This window comes from Pseudomonas sp. 2FE (assembly GCF_005503735.1).
In the GTDB taxonomy this organism is placed as follows: Bacteria; Pseudomonadota; Gammaproteobacteria; order Pseudomonadales; family Pseudomonadaceae; genus Aquipseudomonas.
On sequence record NZ_SCMO01000002.1, the window covers coordinates 341877 to 359858 of the forward strand.

The window sequence follows — 17982 nt, forward strand, 5'->3', positions numbered from 1 at the left end:
ATGGGAATCGCCCCGAGTCCAATCGACAGTCTTGATCGAGGGTCGGCTTTGCCCGAAGAGGTGGCAAAGATCAATGTGTCGCGAATGTCAGGTACCGGTGCGGTCTGGACGTCCTCCCATCCAGTTCTGGCGAGCCGGGTAAGCCCGCTTTTGGCCGACCCAGTCAATTAAAAGGGCGAGATGGGTCAGTAATGCACGCAGCTCAAAAACTGCGCCACGCTGCTGCTTACACACCGGCGCCCAGTCGGCGAGACCATGAGAAGCAGGGTGGCTGCCTCCACCCTAGGGCGCGCTTGGCAACAACTCCGGCGCTTCGCGCTGCAATTGGCTCTGCAGCATCTCCAACTGCTCCAGGGCGGCGCGTGCCTCGTTGAGTTCCTCGGCGTTGCGTTCGCCGCTTTGCGCGGCCTGTTCGATGCGTTCGCGGATTTCCGGAATCTGCTGCACCCCGGCGGCGTAGGCCTGGATCTGCTCGCGGCTCTGGCGGTCTTCGAACTGGGCATAGCGCGCCGGGTCGGCCAGGGCGGCGGCGGGCGCCTTGGCCCGCGGTTGGCTGGGCTGGAGCGCCGGGCTGCGGGGGTCGCCCTGTTCGGCCATCAGTTGCATCAGGGTCACGGCTTCTTCGGCGCTGAGGCGGGCGGGCTCGACCTGCGCCGGTTCGGCCGGGAGGCTGACCGGCACCGCGGTCACGCTAAAGTCCGCCACGTTCGCGCTCGGCGAGGGTTGCGGCGCGGCCAGCGGCCGTGTTGGCTCGGCGGCCCGCGGCGGCAGCGGCACAGCCGCGACCGGCGCCTCGGCCGGCCGACTCAGCCAGACCACCCCCAGCGCCGTCGCCACGGCCAGCAGGGCCAGCAGGGCCAGCCCCAGCCAGGCCTTCATGCCCCCGCCACCTGGGCTGCGGCGCGCAGCGTTTTAAGCCGTGCGTCGAACTGCACCGCGAGCTTCTGCTTGGCCACCGCCTGATTGATCTCGTAGCGCACGCTGGGATCGCTCAGCGGCAATTGGCGGTCCTCGCGCGCGCGCACCCGGATGATCTCGAAGGCGCCGTCGATCAGCATCGGCTGCGATTGGCTAGCGGCCTTCTGGATCAAGGCGGCCTTGTGCAGGAAATCCAGTTGCGGGTCGTCATGGCGGATCAGGCCGAGGTCGCCCGGCGGTGTGCGGGTCTTGTCCGCGGCAGTGGAATAACGCCGCACCGCCTCGTCGAAGGCCAAGCCGTTCTGCAGCTCGGCATAGACCTTATCGGCCGTGGCCTGATCGGCCAGGCGGATATGCGCGGCCTGGACCCGGGCGACGTTCTGGTACTGCGCCAGGTTGGCCTGGTAGTAGGCCTGCGCCTCCGCGTCGCTGACCTGGCGCGCCAACTGTTTCAGGCTTTCCGTCTCGTGGTGGAAGTCGCTGTACAGGCCGATCTGGTGCAAATACTTGTGCCGCACCAGCTTGTCGCGCACCAGCCGCCGCACGCCGGCCTGCTCCTCGGCGCCGAAGCCCTGCTGGCCGAGCTGGTACCAGAGGTAATCGCGCCGCACCCGCTGCTGCACCTCGCGCGCCAGGTACTCCAGGTTGCCCTGCTGCAACTCCACCTGGCCCTGCACCGACACGCCCTCATACAGCTCCAACAGGCTGAGCCGCCGCGCCGGCTGCGCGGGGAACTGCCAGTCGAGCAGGGCGATGCCGGCCGCGGCCTGACGCTGCGCCTCGCTCAGCCACAGGCTATTGACCACCACGCCCTGGGCCGCGGGCGCCAGGGTCTGGCGCAGCAGCTCGGCGCTGAGCGGCTGCGGGTTGCGCAGGAAGGGGCCGATATCGCGCTGCAGACGCTGGCCATGAACCCGCTCGATCAGGCTGGCGGCTTCCTCCTCCACCAGGGCGTCGAGGTCGCGGCGGTTGGCCTCGTTCAGCTCGGCCTCCACCGCCCGCGCCAGCAGGCGGTTTTCCACCAGGCCCTCACGCAACTGGCGCGGGTCGGTGTTGAACTTCACCCGCAGCAGCGCCTGCTGCAGCAGCTCGATGCTCTTGCCCGGCAGGCGTTCGCCGTCGATGCGCAGATCGCCGGCGGCCTGGGCGGCGAAGCCCAGGCCCAGGCCGAGAGCGAGCACTAGGGCGCGGCCCAGCCCGGCGGCCGGGCCGCGTGCCTTACAGTCCACCTTGACCATAGAAGCTGTTGGCGCCCTTGGTCAGCACGCTGACGGTCAGCGCGATGGATTCCGGAATCATCTCCTTGGCCACCCGCAGGCGCGTCGGGTAGCTGGTGTCGTACAGCGGCTCCGGATGCTGGTAAGCGACCTGCGCGGTCTGGGTCAGCAGGTCGCGCAGCGGCTGCTGCGCATCGTAGCGACCGACCAGGTTGGCCACCGCCGTCGGGTCGTTGAGGCTCTCGCTGAAGTAATGGTCGTCGACCCAGCCTTCCCAGCCGGAGTGACCGTTGCCCGAGGTGATCCAGGCGTGGTGCGGCTGCGCCACGTCGCCGGTGGCGTGCAGGGAATAACCGATGGTCTGCAGCGAAGGCGCCGCCTTGAACTGGTCGAACCAGTACTTGGCCAGGTTGTCGATCGGCTGGAAGGCCGCGGTCTGGAAATCGCCGTAGTGCTGCTGCCAGTCCGAGGAGCTGCCCTGGCGGTAGTGCGTCTCGGTGCTGTTGAAGTCGTCCTTTTTCAGCTCGCGGTTGTACAGATAGACCATGGCGTACCAGTCGACGTCGCCGCCCCAGCTGCCGTCGACCTTGCGGTAGCGGTAGTCGTAGCCGCCGTGGTCGTTGCCGTGGGCATCGCCCTGGCGGCCCATGTTGATGAAGTGCCAGTAGGAGGTGTAGTTGACCAGGGAGGACGCAGCGCCGGCGACCGGCGCGTACTCGTAGCCGATCCACCAGCCGCCGAGGCGGGTGTCCTTGAAGTCGTCGACGTCGTAGGCCGCCTGGCCGAGGATCTCGCCGGCCTGGGCCGGACTGCCGGCGGCGCCGACATAGAACTGGTAGGCCCGGCGCATGTCCGCCGTGGCGCTGGCCGAGTTCATATAGGTCAGGGCGTCTTTGACGATGTTCTTGTGGGTGGGTTGCGACCAGGCGCCGGCTTGGCCGGCGACGGCGGCCAGGCAGAGGCCGGCGGCGAGAGCGGTGATGGGTTTCATGGCGAGTGCGCTCGAGTTGTTATTGGAGTTGAGCATCTATAAGCCGCGCAGATGGCAAGCGTGTGGCAACGGCGGCTACTGCGGCTACTGCGGCTACTGCGTACTAAACACTCTGGCCGCGCCCGGCGCGCCCAACCAAAGACGGGGAGGCCCCGCATAGGCCCCAGCCAAATGGGGGGATTCACACATCGCGGTGTCGATTCAGGCGCCGGCCTCGAGTTCCGTCTGCAGCCAATCGACGAAGCGCTGCACCAACCGCATCCGCCGTTTGCGCTCGGGCAGCACGGCGTAGTAACCGAAGCGCGATTCGGCGCTCTCGGCGATGACCCGGCACAGTAAGCCCTGTTCGAGCAACTCATCGACCAGATGGCGCCAGCCGATGGCCACGCCTTGACCCGCGATGGCAGCCTGGATCAGCAGGGTGTAGTTGTCGAAGCGCAGGGCCGCGGAACTCGGCTGCTGAGCAATGCCCAAGGCCTGGAACAGACCGGCCCAATCGAACCAGCGGCTCGCCACTTCCGGCTTCAGGTGGAGCATCGGCAGACCTGCCAGTTGCTCTTTCGCCAAGGGTAGTTGGCGGCCTTCGAGCAATCGGGGGCTGCAGACCGGGAAGACTTCCTCGCTGAACAGGCGGAGCGCCTCGCCGTGCTTGAAGCGCCCGTCACCGAAGGCGATGGCGACGTCGATGTCGCTGCGCAGGGCGGTCATGCTGCGGTCACTGGTGATCAGGCTGACGTCCAGCTGCGGATTGGCCTGGCGGAAACGCGGCAGGCGCGGCATCAACCAGTAGGCGGCGAAGGCGAAGTCGGTGGCGACCTGCAACACCTCATGCTGATTCTGCGCGGTCACTGCGGCGAGGCCGGCATCGATCGACTCCAGACCGAGCTGGACGTGCTGCTGCAACAACTGCCCGGCTTCGGTAAGCGCAATGCCACGGTGGATGCGGTCGAACAGCCGCACGCCCAGTTCCTTCTCCAGCCGCTTGATCTGCTGGCTGACCGCCGGCTGAGTGGTGCCCAGCTCCGCCGCCGCCGCGGTGAAGCTCAGCTGGCGGGCGGCGGACTCGAACACCCGCAGCAAGTCGAGGGACAGCTTCAAGCGCAGCTCTCACATAAGCACCGGTTATCCGAAACATGTCTGGCCATGCGCTTTACCCCTCCAATCAGCAGGCAGAAGATCAGTCAACGAACTATCGCATAACCGATCCGCATAGGATAAGCCTGCCAAAATGAAGCGCCCTAACATCCTTTTCATCATGGCCGACCAGATGGCTGCGCCGCTGCTGCCGTTCTACCACGCCGCCTCGCCGATCAAGCTGCCCAACCTCAGCCGCCTGGCCGGCGAAGGCGTGCTGTTCGATTCCGCCTACTGCAACAGCCCGTTGTGCGCACCCTCGCGCTTCACCCTGGTCAGCGGCCAACTGCCGTCGAAGATCGGCGCCTACGACAATGCCGCCGACTTCCCCGCCGACGTGCCGACCTACGCCCACTACCTGCGCCGCCTCGGCTACAAGACCGCGCTGTCCGGCAAGATGCACTTCTGCGGCCCGGACCAGCTGCACGGCTACGAGGAACGCCTGACCAGCGACATCTACCCGGCCGACTACGGCTGGGCGGTGAACTGGGACGAACCGGAGGTGCGCCCGAGCTGGTACCACAATATGTCCTCGGTGCTGCAAGCCGGGCCCTGCGTGCGCACCAACCAGCTGGATTTCGACGAGGAGGTGGTGTTCAAGGCCCAGCAGTACCTGTTCGACCATGTGCGCAGTGAGGGCGAGCAGCCGTTCTGCCTGACCGTGTCCATGACCCACCCGCACGACCCCTATACCATCCCCAAGGCGTTCTGGGACCTGTACAGCGACGACGATATCGAGCTGCCGCGCGTGCAGCTGAGCCAGGAGCAGCAGGACCCCCATTCGCGGCGCCTGCTCAAGGTCTACGACCTCTGGGATAAGCCACTGCCCGAGGCCAAGATCCGCGATGCGCGCCGCGCCTATTACGGCGCTTGCAGCTATATCGACCACAACGTCGGCAAACTCCTGCAAACCTTGGAGGAAACCGGGCTGGCCGAGAACTGCCTGATCGTCTTCTCCGGCGACCACGGCGACATGCTCGGCGAGCGCGGCCTCTGGTACAAGATGCACTGGTTCGAGATGGCCGCGCGGGTGCCGCTGCTGATCCATGCGCCGGGGCAGTTCGGCCCACGGCGGGTCAGCGCCGCGGTCTCCACCGCCGACCTGTTGCCGACCCTGGTGGAACTGGCCGGCGGCTCGGTCGAAGCCAATCTGCCGCTGGACGGCCGCTCCCTGCTGGCGCATTTGCAGGGCGAGGGCGGGCATGACGAGGTGTTCGGCGAATACATGGCCGAAGGCAGCACTGGCCCGCTGATGATGATTCGCCGCGGCCCCTACAAGTTCATCTATTCCGAGCAGGACCCCTGCCTGCTGTTCGACCTGCACAACGACCCGGACGAACGGGAAGAACTCAGCCAGTCGCCGCAGCACCAGGCGCTGTTCGCCGCCTTTGTGGCGGAGGCGCGGGCCAAGTGGGACGTCCCGGCGATACACCGACAGGTGCTGGCCAGCCAGCGCCGCCGCCGTTTCGTCACCCAGGCCCTGACCATCGGCCAGCTGAAGAGCTGGGACCACCAGCCGCTGGTCGACGCCAGCCAGCAGTACGTGCGCAACCATATCGACCTGGACGATCTGGAACGCCGCGCCCGCTTTCCGCAACCCGAACCCATGAAACCGTAGGCGCTCGCTCCTACAAGAACTGCACCCTGAGAGGTAGACGGCATGAACAGAATCAACGCACTGCTGGCCGGCGGCTTGCTGCTGGCCGCCACCACGTTCCAGGCCCAGGCCGAGGACGCCAGTTGCAGCACGGTGAAGATGGCCGATCCGGGCTGGAGCGATATCGCCGTGACCAACGGCGTTACCGCGTTCCTGCTGGACGGCATGGGTTACAAGAGCAAGATCGACACCCTGGCGGTACCGATCATTTTCGGCGGCCTGAAGGATGGTCAGGTGGACGTCTTCCTCGGCAACTGGATGCCCGCGCAACAGGGCCACTACGACAAGTTCGTCAAGAACGGCGATGTCGTGCAACTGGCGAAGAACCTCGATGGCACCGAGTTCACTCTGGCCGTACCGGACTACGTCTGGAATGCCGGTGTGAAGGATTACGCCGACCTGAGCAAATTCGCCGACAAGTTCGACAAGAAGATCTACGGCATCGGCTCAGGCGCTCCGGCAAACCAGTCGCTGCAGCAAATCATCAGCAAGAATGAGTTCGACCTCGGTCAGTGGAAACTGGTGGAATCCAGCGAGCAGGCGATGCTCTCGGAAGTCGGCCGTGCGGTTAAGCGCGAACGCTTCATCACCTTCCTCGGCTGGACCCCGCACCCGATGAATGTGCAGTTCAACATGAAATACCTGACCGGCGGCGAGAAATACTTCGGTGCCAGCGGCAGCGTCTATACCCTGACTCGCAAGGGCTACGCCGAGGCCTGTCCGAATGTCGGCCAGTTGCTGAGCAACCTGCGCTTCACCCAGGAGATGGAGAACAGCATCATGGCCGCGGCGCTGGCGAAGAGGGGCAGCACCAGCGAAGCGGTGCAGGCTTGGATCAAGGCCCATCCGCAAGTGCTGGAGCAGTGGTTGAGCGGGGTCAAGACTAAAGATGGCGCCGACGCACTGCCGACGGTCAAAGCCAATCTTTAAACCGACTTAACCTGTAGAAGGCGTCACCACCCAGCGCGGCGCTTGTTGTCTGGTTACCCTAGAGTGCTGAACGGCTTGCACCTATGTTTTCTCAGGTCGCATTGCTTGAACATCTAGGAGCGGGCCATGCCCGCGAAGCCCTTGTCTCTAGAGCTTCGCGGGCATGGCCCGCTCCTACGCGAACGAACAGAGACCGCCATGCGCTGGCCCAACCGCCTCATGCTGCTGCCCTTCCTCGCCTGGCTACCCCAGCAGCGTCGCACCACCGTGGGTCGCGACTTGCTGGTCGGCCTGAGCGGCGCCGTGCTGGCGCTGCCGCAATCTATCGCCTATGCCCTGATCGCCGGCCTGCCGGCCGAATACGGGCTGTACGCGGCCATAGTGCCGGTGATCGTCGCCTGCCTGTGGGGCTCGTCCTGGCATTTGATCTGCGGGCCGACCGCGGCCATTTCCATCGTCCTGTTCACCAGCGTCAGCCCGCTGGCGGTGCCGGGCAGCACCGATTACATCGAGCTGATTCTGCTGCTGACCTTTCTCGCCGGCGTGTTCCAGTGGCTGCTCGGCCTGCTGCGCTTCGGCTCGCTGGTCAACTTCGTCTCACAGTCGGTGGTACTCGGGTTTAGCGCGGGCGCGGCAGTGGTGATCGCCATCGGCCAACTGCCCAACCTGCTCGGCCTCGAGATCCCCAGCCAGGCGACCGCCCTCGCCAGCCTGCTCAAACTGGGCCAGCAGCTGCCCCAGGCGCACCCGGCGTCCTGGCTGATCGCCGCCCTGACCCTGGCCGTCAGCCTGCTGGTCAGGCGCTTCTGGCCACGGGCGCCAGCCTTGCTGCTGGGCATTCTGGCCGGCAGCCTGGCGGTCTGGGCCTTGCCCCAGTTCAGCGCCAGCGTGCCCCTGGTCCGCGCCTTCAGCGGCCAACTACCACCGTTCAGCCCACTGCCGCTCGACCCAGCCAGCATGCTGCGGCTGCTGCCCACGGCAGTGGCCTGCGGCATGCTCGGGCTGGTCACCAGTTTATCGATTGCCCGCAGCCTGGCCAGCAAGTCGCAACAGGTGCTCAACGCCAATCAGGAAGTTCGCGCCCAGGGGCTGTCGAATATGCTCGGCGCCTGGTTTTCCGGCTATCTCTCGGCCGGTTCCTTCACCCGCTCGGCGCTGAACCTGCAAGGCGGCGCCCACTCGCCCTTGGCCGGGGTGTTTTCCGCACTGCTGGTGGCGCTGTTCGCCGTGTTTGGCGCCAGCCTGATCGCGCATATCCCGCTGCCCAGCATGGCCGCGAGCATCCTGCTGATCTGCTGGGGGCTGATCGACTTTCACGGCATCCGCGCGCTGTATCGGGTCAGCCGCGCGGAATTTCTGGTGATGACCCTGACCCTGCTCGCCACCCTGCTGCTGGAGTTGCAAACGGCGATCTACGCAGGGGTGCTTGCATCGCTGTTCTTCTACCTGAAACGCACCTCGCAGCCGCGCGTGCAGCAGTGGCGTGAAGGCGAAGAGGAGGTGCTGCGGGTGGAGGGTTCGATCTTCTTCGGCGCCTGCCACTATCTGCAGTTGCGCCTGCAGCGCAGCCAGGGCGCGCGGGTGGTCATCGAGGCGCAGCACATCAACTTCATCGACTACGCCGGCGTGGCCATGCTCCACCAGGAAGCCCGGCGCCTGCTGGCCCAGGGCCGCAGCCTGACGTTGAGACGGGCCAGGGCGCAGGTGATCGAAGAGCTGCGCAAGCTGGAAGGGGCCGAGCACTGCCCGATCCGTTTCGAGACCTAGGGTGGGTTAGCTGATGTAGGGTGGGTGCAACCCACCATCCGGCCCAACGGGCCGGTCATGGCGATACCAGGTGGCATCGATGGTGGGTTAGGCGCGCAGCCACTTCTGGCCCAGCCTGATCCCGTAGGGTGCGCTGTGCGCACCAGCTACAGCGGCCCTTGGTGCGCGCAGCGCACCCTACGAGCGAACCCTATCTACGCCAGCAGGCGGCGCAGCTCGGCCAAGACCGGCGCCGTGGCAGGCCGCACGCCGCGCCAGAGGAAGAAGGCTTCAGCGGCCTGTTCGACCAGCATGCCGAGACCATCCAGCGCGCGAGGCGCGCCGTGCTCGCTGGCCCAACGGCAGAACGCGGTCGGCTCCTTGCCGTACATCATGTCGTAGCACAGGGTATGGCCAGGCCGAATCAGGCTCGCCGAGATCGGCGGCAACTCGCCGGCCAGACTGGCCGAGGTGCCGTTGACGATCAGGTCGAGCGGCTCTTCCAACCAGTCGAAACCACTGGCGCACAGCGGCCCGAGGTCGGCGAACTGCTGGGCCAAGGCTTCGGCTTTTTCCACCGTGCGGTTGGCGATCACCAGCGCCGCCGGCCGCTCGGCCAGGAACGGCGCCAAGACCCCACGCACCGCGCCGCCGGCGCCGAGCAGGAGAATGCGTTTACCCGCCAGGGCAAAGCCGGCATTCACCGTCAGATCACGCACCAGCCCGGCACCGTCGGTGTTATCGCCGAGCAGGCTGCCATCGGCCAGCTTCTTCAAGGTATTCACCGCGCCGGCCCGCTGGGCACGGGCGCTCAGGCTATCGGCGAGCCAATAGGCCTGCTCCTTGAACGGCACGGTGACATTGGCACCCTCGCCGGTCTGGAAGAACGCCCGGGCAAAGCCACTGAAGTCGTCCAGCGGTGCCAGCAGGGCCTCGTACGTCAGTTGCTGGCCGGTCTGCGCGGCGAACAAACGCTGAATCAGCGGCGACTTGCTGTGGCCGATCGGGTTGCCGAATACCGCATAACGATCCATCAACGTGCCGCCTCAGCCAGCCAATCGCGGTCGGTGAGGAAATACTCGGTCAGCCGCGCTTCTTCGCTGCCGGGCGCGGGCTTCCAGTCATAACCCCAGCGCACCAGGGGCGGCAGCGACATCAGGATCGACTCGGTGCGCCCGCCGGACTGCAGGCCGAACAGCGTGCCGCGGTCATAGACCAGGTTGAACTCGACGTACCGGCCACGGCGGAAGGCCTGGAACTCGCGCTGTTGCTCGGTAAAGGGCATGGCTTTGCGCTTGTGTACGATCGGTAGGTAGGCCTCGATAAAGGCGTCGCCGATGGCGCGCATAAAGGCGAAGCTGGTGTCGAAATCCCACTCGTTGAGGTCATCGAAGAACAGGCCGCCCACGCCGCGCGGCTCATTGCGGTGCTTGATGTGGAAGTAGCGATCGCACCAGGCTTTGTAGCGCGGGTAAACCTCGGCGCCGAACGGTGCGCAGGCTCGCTCGGCGATGCGGTGCCAGTGCACGCAGTCTTCCTCGACGGCGTAGTAGGGGGTCAGGTCGAAGCCACCGCCGAACCACCAGACCGGCTCTTCGCCTTCCTTCTCGGCGATAAAGAAGCGCACGTTGGCGTGGGCGGTCGGCACATGGGGGTTTTCCGGGTGCATCACCAGCGACACGCCGAGGGCCTCGAAGGCACGCCCGGCCAGCTCCGGCCGATGGGCGCTGGCCGACGGCGGCAGGCCGCTGCCGAAGACGTGGGAGAAGTTCACCCCGCCTTTTTCCAACAGCGCGCCGTTCTCGATCACCCGCGTGCGCCCGCCGCCGCCGGCCGGGCGCTGCCAGGCGTCTTCAACGAAGCGCGCGCTACCGTCTTCGCCTTCCAGCGCGGCACAGATACGGTCTTGCAGGTCGAGCAGATAGGCCTTCACGGCCGCGGTACGGTCACTCACAGCATCACCTTTTGGAGATCTGGCCTCGCCAGATTTCTGCAGTACATGGATGTGCCGCCCGCCAAGCAAAGACGGCTCTTTGCGTTGTCGTGAGCCGAGTCCGGACCTGTACCAGACTCGGCATCCTTGCGCCCAAGCCCGGGCGGACTTGGGCAACACTTAAACGGCGGGCAAAGCCACGCCGCGCGTGGCCTATAGGCTGAACAGGGGCGCTAGCATAGCATCTGCACCGGCCCCTTCGCTGTTGACGCAGATCAAGCGGGAGAGTTGCATAGGGCCTTTGCCGAACCGTCCAGAGGAGCTTGCCCATGGCCAAACGCATCCAGTTCGCCACCCACGGTGGCCCCGAAGTGCTCGACTACGTCGACTACAGCCCCGCCGAGCCGGGACCGCAGGAAGTCCGGGTAGAGAACCAGGCGATCGGCCTGAACTTTATCGACACCTATTTCCGCAGCGGCCTCTACGCGCCGCCGGCCTTGCCCTCCGGCCTAGGTACCGAAGGCGCCGGGGTGGTGGAGGCGGTGGGCAGCGCCGTGACCCATTTGCAGGTCGGTGACCGCGTCGCCTACGCCACCGGCCCGTTGGGTGCCTACAGCGAACTGCATGTGCTGCCGGCGCAGAAGCTGGTCAAGCTGCCGGACAGCATCAGCTTCGAGCAGGCCGCCAGCGTGATGCTCAAGGGCCTGACCGTGCAGTACCTGCTACGCCAGACCTATCCGCTCCAAGGCGGCGAAACCATCCTGTTCCATGCCGCGGCCGGCGGGGTCGGCAGCCTGGCCTGCCAGTGGGCCAAGGCCCTGGGCGTGAAGCTGATCGGCACCGTCGGCTCGCCCGCCAAAGCCGAGCGGGCCAAGGCCCTCGGTGCCTGGGCGACTATCGACTACAGCCGCGAGAACGTGGTCGCGCGCGTACTGGAATTGACCGACGGGCAGAAGTGCCCGGTGGTCTACGACTCGGTCGGCAAGGATACCTGGGAAACCTCGCTGGACTGCGTCGCGCCGCGCGGCCTGCTGGTCAGCTTCGGCAATGCCTCCGGGCCGGTCAGCGGGGTCAACCTCGGCATCCTCGCGCAGAAAGGCTCGCTCTACGTCACCCGCCCGACCCTGGCCAGCTATGCCGACAGCGCCGAGCACCTGCAGGCCATGGCCGATGAACTGTTCGCGATGATCGCCAGTGGCAAGATTCAGCTGGAGATCAACCAGCGCTTCGCCTTGAGCGAAGCCGCCGAGGCCCATCGCGCACTGACCGGACGACAGACTAGCGGCTCGACCATTTTGCTGCCGTAGGCTGGGTAGAGCGCAGCGACAAAACGGCAGGAAAGCCGTTTTGCACAGCTTTAGCTGCCCGCCGGGCGAGGTGCATGGATGCACCTCATAAAACCCAGCACCGCCCAAGCTGGGTTTCGGCATATGGCCGGCCTACGCCGAACGTATCACCTGGCCGCTGACCAGATCACGAATCACGCTGGGGTTCTTGCGCCCGCCCAAGGCGCCAGCGAGCACCGCGTCGAGCTGCCGCGGAAAGTACTGCTGGATCCGCAGCCGCGTACGCGCCGGCAGACGGCCGGCGGGATTGGCCGAGGTGGACACCAGCGGCCCGGTCAACGCGCACAGCTCACGCACCAGCAGGTGGCCGCTGACGCGCAAGGCTACGCTGTCGTGCTGACCGGTAATCCACGCCGGGAGGCGGTTCTGGTGCGGCACCAGCCAGGTATTCGGCCCCGGCCAGGTGCTGGCCAGGCGATCGAGCCAGAGCTCGGGAAAGTCTTCGAGGAGAAAGTCGAATTGGCGAATGCTGTCGGCGACCAGGATCAGGCCCTTGTCGATCGGCCGATCCTTCAGCGCCAGCAGGCGCTCGACCGCCTCGGCGTTCCACGGATCGCAGCCCAGGCCCCAGACGGCCTCGGTCGGATAGGCGATCACCCCACCGTTGCGCACCACGCGCGCCACCTGCTGTACCCGCCAACTGCTCACCATCGCCACCTCTTCGCGCATAACTGGCGTGCAGTGTACCCAAGCTGGTATCTCGACTCATAAGTTTGGCGAAGGGTTGGCGAGCTACCAGCTCTAGCGGCCCACCCAACGCCCGCCCTCGCAGGCCACCCGGCCCTCCAACTCCAACTCGGTCAGCGCCGCCAACACCTGCGGCAACGGCCAGCCGCAAGCCGCGGCCAGGGCCTCGCTGCTATGGGGCGCGGCATACAGCAGTTGCAGCAGCGGATGGACGACGGCGGCGGGCGCCACTGGCGCTGTGTCGGCGGCGGGCGGCAAGGCTTGCCAGCCGCGCAGCGCCTCCAGAATATGCTCGACGCTCTCCACCAGAGTGGCGCCGTCACGGATCAATTGATGGCAACCGCGGGCGCCTGGGTGGTGGATCGAACCCGGAATCGCGTAGACCTCGCGGCCCTGCTCGGCCGCCAGGCGCGCCGTGATCAAGGAGCCGCTCGACGGACTCGCCTCGACCACCAGCACGCCAAGCGACAGGCCGCTGATGATCCGATTGCGCCGTGGAAAATTACTCGCGTGCGGCGGGCAGTCCAGCGGCAACTCGGACACCAGCGCGCCAGCCTGCTCGCGAATCGCCGCCGCCAAGCGCAGATGCTGTTGCGGATAGAGACGCTGCAGCCCCGTGCCGAGTACCGCGACGGTTTTTCCGCCGGCCTCCAGCGCGCCTTGATGGGCCGCACCGTCGATGCCCAGGGCCAGACCGCTGGTGATCACGAAACCGCCGCCGGCCAGACTCCGTGCGAAGGCCTGCGCCGTGTCCAGCCCGGGCTTGGACGCGCGGCGACTGCCGACCATCGCCAGTTGCGGCTGCTGCAGAATGCTCGGTTCGCCGGCCACGAACAGCAGCGGCGGGGCATCCGCCAGTTCGGCCAACAGCGCGGGGTAATGCGGATCGTCCCACATCAACAGATGCTGGCCGGGCTGCTCGAGCCAGGCCAAGGCGGCTGCGGCCCGCTCGCGGATCTCGGCACTGCGCCGCGGCTCTGCACAGGCTGCCGGTAAACCCAGGGCGCGCCAGGCCGTGGCCGGCGCGCTGAGGGCCGAGGAGGCGCTGCCAAAGGCCGCGAGTAATTTGCGCAAGCGCCGCGGCCCGAGTTCGGGCAGGCAATGCAGACGGAGGCGGGCCTCCAGCTCGGCGGGAGAGGCGAGTGACATGCTGATCATCCTTGATCGGGCCCGCCGCAGCGGGTGGCAGACAACTACTCGGGGAAAACTACTGGGCTAGAAAGCAGAACCCCCGCGGCGCGGGGGTCTTGGGTGTTAGGGGTTTTGCACCTTGTCCATCAGCTCCAGCGAGCGAGTGGCCCCCAGGATCAAGCCGTAGGAAAGCTTGTCGTAGGTGCGGAACACCATCAGCAGGCCGGCACGCTCGTCGGGGATCTTCACCGACTCATCGGTGATGCGATCGCGCACGGTTTCCCCGGTTTTGTACACCGCCAGCACGTTGCCTTCGCTGAGCCCATCGCGCTTGCCCTTGTTCAGGGTCACCACGTCGAACTGACCGATCTGGGTGACGCCGCGCGGCACATCGATGATCAGGCCTTGCACTTCCTTGGCCGGCGCACTCGGCATGAAGGTCGAGTTCACCGCGCGCTCTTCGGTGGGGAACAGCCGATCGCCATTACGCACTTCCTGGGTGGTGCGAGTCAGGTTCATGGTCGCCACATCGCCTTCTTCGGCAACCACTTCGCCGCCGCCGATGTCGTCGGCGTTGATCCCGAGAAACTCGTCGGTGTACGGATCGGTGTAGGTCTTGCCCTGGCGGAAGATGCCGTAGGCCGGATGCGCTTCATCGAAGCGGCCACGCGCATACACGCGGTCACCGGCGCCACTGACCACGCGCTCGGCGTTGCCGGCGACTATGTAGGGCGCGCCCAGGAACTGCTCGGGCGTGTCGACGATGCGGTTGGTGATCAGGAAGCTGTTGATCGCCTCCAGCGGGATGGTCGGAATCGCTTGCGCCATCGGCGTGCTGCGCACCTGCGGCGACAGCTTGATGGTGCCGCGCGACTCGCCACGATTGAGCACCAGGCGCGGCTGGCCATCGACATAAGTCAGGCTGAGGGTATCGCCCGGGTAGATCAGATGGGGGTTTTCCACTTGCGGATTAGCGTGCCAGATTTCCGGCCACTTCCAGGGTTCACGCAGGAATTTCCCGGAAATATCCCAGAGGGTATCGCCCTTGACCACGGTATAGCGGTCCGGGTGACCATCCTTGAGCTGCACTTCGGCCTGGGCCAAGCCACTGGCGGCAAGGAGCAGCAGGGCGAGTAGTGATTTCCTCATGCGGTGAATCCCTTTATTATGTGTCTTCACGTGGAACGCCCAAGGGCTGCCCCGAAACCCTCGGGAGCCGCGGCCTGAAGCCGTTTTTCAATGCTGCTCAGCATATTAGCAGCGGATTTTGACTTTATTCCACAAGTGCATCACACAACGCATATGGCAATTCTAAACATCCTCGAGTTTCCCGATCCGCGCCTGCGCACCATCGCCAAGCCGGTGGACCTGGTCGATGACGCCTTGCGTCAGCTGATCGACGACATGTTTGAAACCATGTACGCCGCCCCGGGCATTGGTTTGGCCGCCACCCAGGTCAATGTGCATAAGCGCGTGGTGGTGATGGATCTCAGCGAAGACAAGAGCGAGCCGCGGGTGTTTATCAACCCTGAGTTCGAGACCTTGACCGAGGAAGTCGAGCAGTACCAGGAGGGCTGCCTCTCGGTGCCGGGTTTCTACGAAAACGTCGACCGCCCGCAGAAGGTCAAGATCAAGGCCATGGACCGCGACGGCCAAGCCTTCGAAGTGATCGCCGAAGGCCTGCTGGCGGTGTGCATTCAGCACGAGTGCGACCATCTCAACGGCAAACTCTTTGTCGATTACCTGTCCACGCTCAAGCGCGACCGGATCAAGAAGAAGCTGGAGAAGCAACACCGCCAGCACGCTTGAGTCCGACACCAAAGGCTTGCCGGCAGGCCGTGTGAAAACGTAGCGAGCGAAGGTTAGACAAGGCAAAAACAGGCGAAAAAGCGCAGTTTACGTGTGGTAAATGAGCATTTTGAGCCTGTTTTTAACGCCGTATAACCGAGTGCAGTAGTTTTCTCACGGCCTGCGCAAGCCTTTTTCTTTTCTGGTGCACTTTATTTCAGGAGCAACCTTCTTTGCGCATCGTCTTTGCCGGCACCCCGGAATTTGCCGCACAGCATCTGCAGGCCTTGCTGACTAGCGAGCACCAGCTGGTCGCCGTCTACACCCAGCCGGACCGCCCCGCCGGCCGTGGCCAGAAGCTGATGCCCAGCCCGGTGAAACAGCTGGCCCTGCAACACGCGCTGCCGGTGTACCAACCGCAGACCTTGCGCGACCCCGCCGCGCAAGCGGAGCTGGCGGCGCTGCAAGCGGACTTGCTGGTGGTGGTGGCCTACGGCCTGATCCTGCCGCAGGTGGTGCTGGATACTCCGCGCCTGGGTTGCATCAACAGCCACGCCTCCTTGTTGCCGCGCTGGCGCGGGGCGGCGCCGATTCAGCGCGCCATCGAAGCCGGCGATCGCGAATCCGGAGTGACTGTGATGCAGATGGAAGCCGGCCTGGATACCGGGCCGATGCTGCTGAAAGTCCACACCCCGATCTCGGCCTCCGACACCGGCGGCAGTCTGCATGACCGCCTCGCCGAACTGGGCCCGCCCGCCGTGCTGCACGCCATCGCCGGTCTGGCCGCCGGCACGCTCGAGGCCGAGGTGCAAGACCACGGCCTGGCCACCTACGCGCACAAGTTGAACAAGGACGAAGCGCGCCTGGACTGGCAGCGCCCGGCCCTTGAACTGGAGCGCCTGATTCGCGCCTTCAACCCCTGGCCGATCTGCCACAGCAGCCTCAATGGCGAGCCCCTGAAAGTCCTCGCCGCGCACTTGGCGGAAGGCCAGGGCCAGCCCGGCCAAGTCATCCAGGCCGGCCGCGAGGGCTTGACCGTGGCCTGCGGCGAAGGGGCGCTGCGCCTGACTCGGCTGCAACTCCCCGGCGGCAAGCCGTTGCACTTCGCCGACCTGTTCAACAGCCGCCGCGAGCAGTTTGCCCTCGGCACGCTGCTGGGGGCGGCAGCATGAATCCGCGTCTGGCCGCCGCCCGTGCCCTGGCGGCGGTACTCGCCGGCAAGGCCTCGCTGAACAGTTCCCTGCCGGCGCAGCTGGACAAGGTCGAGCCCCGCGACCGCGGCCTGACCCAGGAGCTGGCCTTTGGCACCGCGCGCTGGCAGCCGCGGCTGTCCGCGCTGGCCGAGCGGCTGCTGCAAAAACCGTTCAAGGCGGCGGATAAAGATGTCGAGGCGCTGTTGCTGGTCGGCCTCTATCAACTGCTCTACACCCGCATTCCCGCCCATGCCGCCCTCGGCGAGACGGTGGGTTGCGCCGACAAGCTGAAAAAGCCCTGGGCCAAGGGCCTGTTGAATGCCGTGCTGCGCCGCGCCCAGCGTGAAGCCGAAACGCTGTTGGTCGAGATCGACCACGACCCCATGGCCCGCACCGCCCATCCGCGCTGGTTGCAAAAGGCCCTGAAGGCTTTCTGGCCGGAGCAGTGGGAAGCCATCTGCGCGGCCAACAACGCCCATCCGCCACTGATCTTGCGGGTCAACCGCCGCTTGGGCAGTCGCGATGCCTATCTCGCCGAACTGCAACGCGTCGGCTTTGCCGCCACTGCCTGCACCTTCAGCCGTGACGGCATCCTCCTCGGCGAGGCCTGCGATGTCACGACCCTGCCCGGTTTTGCCGAAGGCCGCGTCAGCGTGCAAGACGAAGCCGCGCAGCTGGCGGCCGACCTGCTGGAACTGGCGCCCGGGCAACGGGTGCTGGATGCCTGCTGCGCGCCCGGCGGCAAGACTTGCCATCTGCTCGAGGTAGAGCCCGGCCTGGCCTCGGTGGTGGCCATCGATCTGGAAGCCAAGCGGCTGCTGCGCGTGCAGGAAAACCTTGAGCGCCTGGGCCTTAGCGCGCAACTGATCGCCGCCGATGCCCGGCAGACCGAGCAGTGGTGGGACGGTCAACCCTTCCAGCGCATCCTGCTCGACGCGCCCTGTTCCGCCACCGGGGTGATCCGCCGCCATCCAGACATCAAACTGACCCGTCAGGCCGAGGACATTCCGGCCCTGGCCGCGCTGCAAGGCGAACTATTGGACGCCCTCTGGCCAACCCTGGAGGTCGGCGGGGTGCTGCTCTATGCCACCTGTTCGACCTTGCCAACCGAGAACAGCGAGGTGCTCGCGGCCTTCCTGGCCCGCACTCCCGGGGCCCGTGAACTGGACATCGCCGGTCAGCTCGGGCAGCAACCGCCCGGCCTGAAACAACCCCACGGCCGCCAGTTGCTCGCGCAGGAAGGCGGCCACGACGGCTTTTACTATGCCAAGCTGATCAAGATCGCCGCCTCCTCTCGCGGCTGAGGAAGGA

16 protein-coding genes are annotated in these 17982 nt (G+C 65.9%); 7 read left to right on the plus strand and 9 right to left on the minus strand.

Features of this window, described 5'->3' with window-relative positions; genetic code table 11:
• Window positions 1-282: 282 nt before the first annotated feature.
• From FFS12_RS06665 to FFS12_RS06680, 4 genes are all read right to left on the minus strand, one after another.
• Window positions 283-879: a hypothetical protein gene (locus FFS12_RS06665; protein WP_137886113.1), complete on the minus strand. Its 597-nt coding sequence runs from the start codon at window positions 877-879 to the stop codon at window positions 283-285.
• A complete protein-coding gene (locus tag FFS12_RS06670) occupies window positions 876-2156 on the minus strand; it encodes a peptidylprolyl isomerase (RefSeq protein ID WP_137886114.1) in 1281 nt (426 codons plus the stop codon). Before FFS12_RS06670 ends, FFS12_RS06665 begins: the two co-directional genes overlap by 4 nt.
• Window positions 2137-3126, minus strand: coding sequence for a phospholipase (locus FFS12_RS06675; RefSeq protein ID WP_137886115.1), 990 nt, complete (start codon window positions 3124-3126; stop codon window positions 2137-2139). Before FFS12_RS06675 ends, FFS12_RS06670 begins: the two co-directional genes overlap by 20 nt.
• A 201-nt stretch (window positions 3127-3327) precedes the next feature.
• Complete coding sequence (locus tag FFS12_RS06680) at window positions 3328-4224, minus strand: LysR family transcriptional regulator (RefSeq protein WP_137886116.1); 897 nt, start codon at window positions 4222-4224, stop codon at window positions 3328-3330.
• Window positions 4225-4354: 130 nt separating this feature from the next.
• Between FFS12_RS06680 and betC the strand changes: the two genes are divergently transcribed.
• The 3 genes from betC to FFS12_RS06695 all read left to right on the plus strand — a co-directional run bounded on the left by betC (window position 4355) and on the right by FFS12_RS06695 (window position 8614).
• On the plus strand, window positions 4355-5878 hold the full coding sequence (gene betC, locus FFS12_RS06685) for a choline-sulfatase (RefSeq protein ID WP_137886117.1): 1524 nt from the start codon (window positions 4355-4357) through the stop codon (window positions 5876-5878).
• A 42-nt stretch (window positions 5879-5920) separates the two neighbouring features.
• On the plus strand, window positions 5921-6847 hold the full coding sequence (gene choX / locus FFS12_RS06690; protein ID WP_137886118.1) for a choline ABC transporter substrate-binding protein: 927 nt from the start codon (window positions 5921-5923) through the stop codon (window positions 6845-6847).
• Between the two features lie 198 nt (window positions 6848-7045).
• Window positions 7046-8614, plus strand: a complete 1569-nt coding sequence (locus FFS12_RS06695) for a SulP family inorganic anion transporter (RefSeq protein ID WP_137886119.1) — start codon at window positions 7046-7048, stop codon at window positions 8612-8614.
• A gap of 194 nt (window positions 8615-8808) precedes the next feature.
• On the opposite strand, the gene aroE is transcribed toward FFS12_RS06695, so the two are convergent.
• Window positions 8809-9627, minus strand: coding sequence for a shikimate dehydrogenase (aroE, locus tag FFS12_RS06700; protein ID WP_137886120.1), 819 nt, complete (start codon window positions 9625-9627; stop codon window positions 8809-8811).
• Window positions 9627-10547, minus strand: a complete 921-nt coding sequence (hemF, locus tag FFS12_RS06705) for an oxygen-dependent coproporphyrinogen oxidase (protein WP_137886121.1) — start codon at window positions 10545-10547, stop codon at window positions 9627-9629. Before hemF ends, aroE begins: the two co-directional genes overlap by 1 nt.
• 308 nt (window positions 10548-10855) lie before the next feature.
• Between hemF and FFS12_RS06710 the strand changes: the two genes are divergently transcribed.
• Complete coding sequence (locus tag FFS12_RS06710; RefSeq protein ID WP_137886122.1) at window positions 10856-11833, plus strand: NADPH:quinone reductase; 978 nt, start codon at window positions 10856-10858, stop codon at window positions 11831-11833.
• Window positions 11834-11965: 132 nt separating this feature from the next.
• Here the strand turns inward: FFS12_RS06710 and FFS12_RS06715 are convergent, their stop codons facing one another.
• From FFS12_RS06715 to FFS12_RS06725, 3 genes are all read right to left on the minus strand, one after another.
• Window positions 11966-12523 carry an L-threonylcarbamoyladenylate synthase gene (locus FFS12_RS06715; protein WP_137886123.1) on the minus strand — a complete coding sequence of 186 codons (558 nt, stop codon included), beginning with the start codon at window positions 12521-12523 and terminating at the stop codon, window positions 11966-11968.
• Window positions 12524-12613: 90 nt separating this feature from the next.
• Entirely contained in the window at window positions 12614-13708 is a 1095-nt protein-coding gene (gene dprA, locus FFS12_RS06720; protein ID WP_137886124.1) for a DNA-processing protein DprA, read from the minus strand.
• Window positions 13709-13813: 105 nt separating this feature from the next.
• Window positions 13814-14839 (minus strand): LysM peptidoglycan-binding domain-containing protein, encoded by a 1026-nt coding sequence (locus FFS12_RS06725; protein ID WP_137886125.1) that lies wholly within the window; start codon window positions 14837-14839, stop codon window positions 13814-13816.
• A 153-nt stretch (window positions 14840-14992) separates the two neighbouring features.
• Here FFS12_RS06725 and def point away from each other — a divergent pair, with 153 nt between their 5' ends.
• From def to rsmB, 3 genes are all read left to right on the plus strand, one after another.
• The gene (def, locus tag FFS12_RS06730) at window positions 14993-15499 is read left to right on the plus strand and encodes a peptide deformylase (RefSeq protein ID WP_137886126.1); all 507 of its coding nucleotides are present in this window, start codon (window positions 14993-14995) and stop codon (window positions 15497-15499) included.
• 212 nt (window positions 15500-15711) lie between these two features.
• Window positions 15712-16650 carry a methionyl-tRNA formyltransferase gene (fmt, locus tag FFS12_RS06735; RefSeq protein ID WP_171011833.1) on the plus strand — a complete coding sequence of 313 codons (939 nt, stop codon included), beginning with the start codon at window positions 15712-15714 and terminating at the stop codon, window positions 16648-16650.
• Window positions 16647-17975: a 16S rRNA (cytosine(967)-C(5))-methyltransferase RsmB gene (gene rsmB / locus FFS12_RS06740; protein WP_137886128.1), complete on the plus strand. Its 1329-nt coding sequence runs from the start codon at window positions 16647-16649 to the stop codon at window positions 17973-17975. The genes fmt and rsmB overlap by 4 nt, the downstream gene beginning before the upstream one ends.
• Window positions 17976-17982 lie beyond the last annotated feature (7 nt).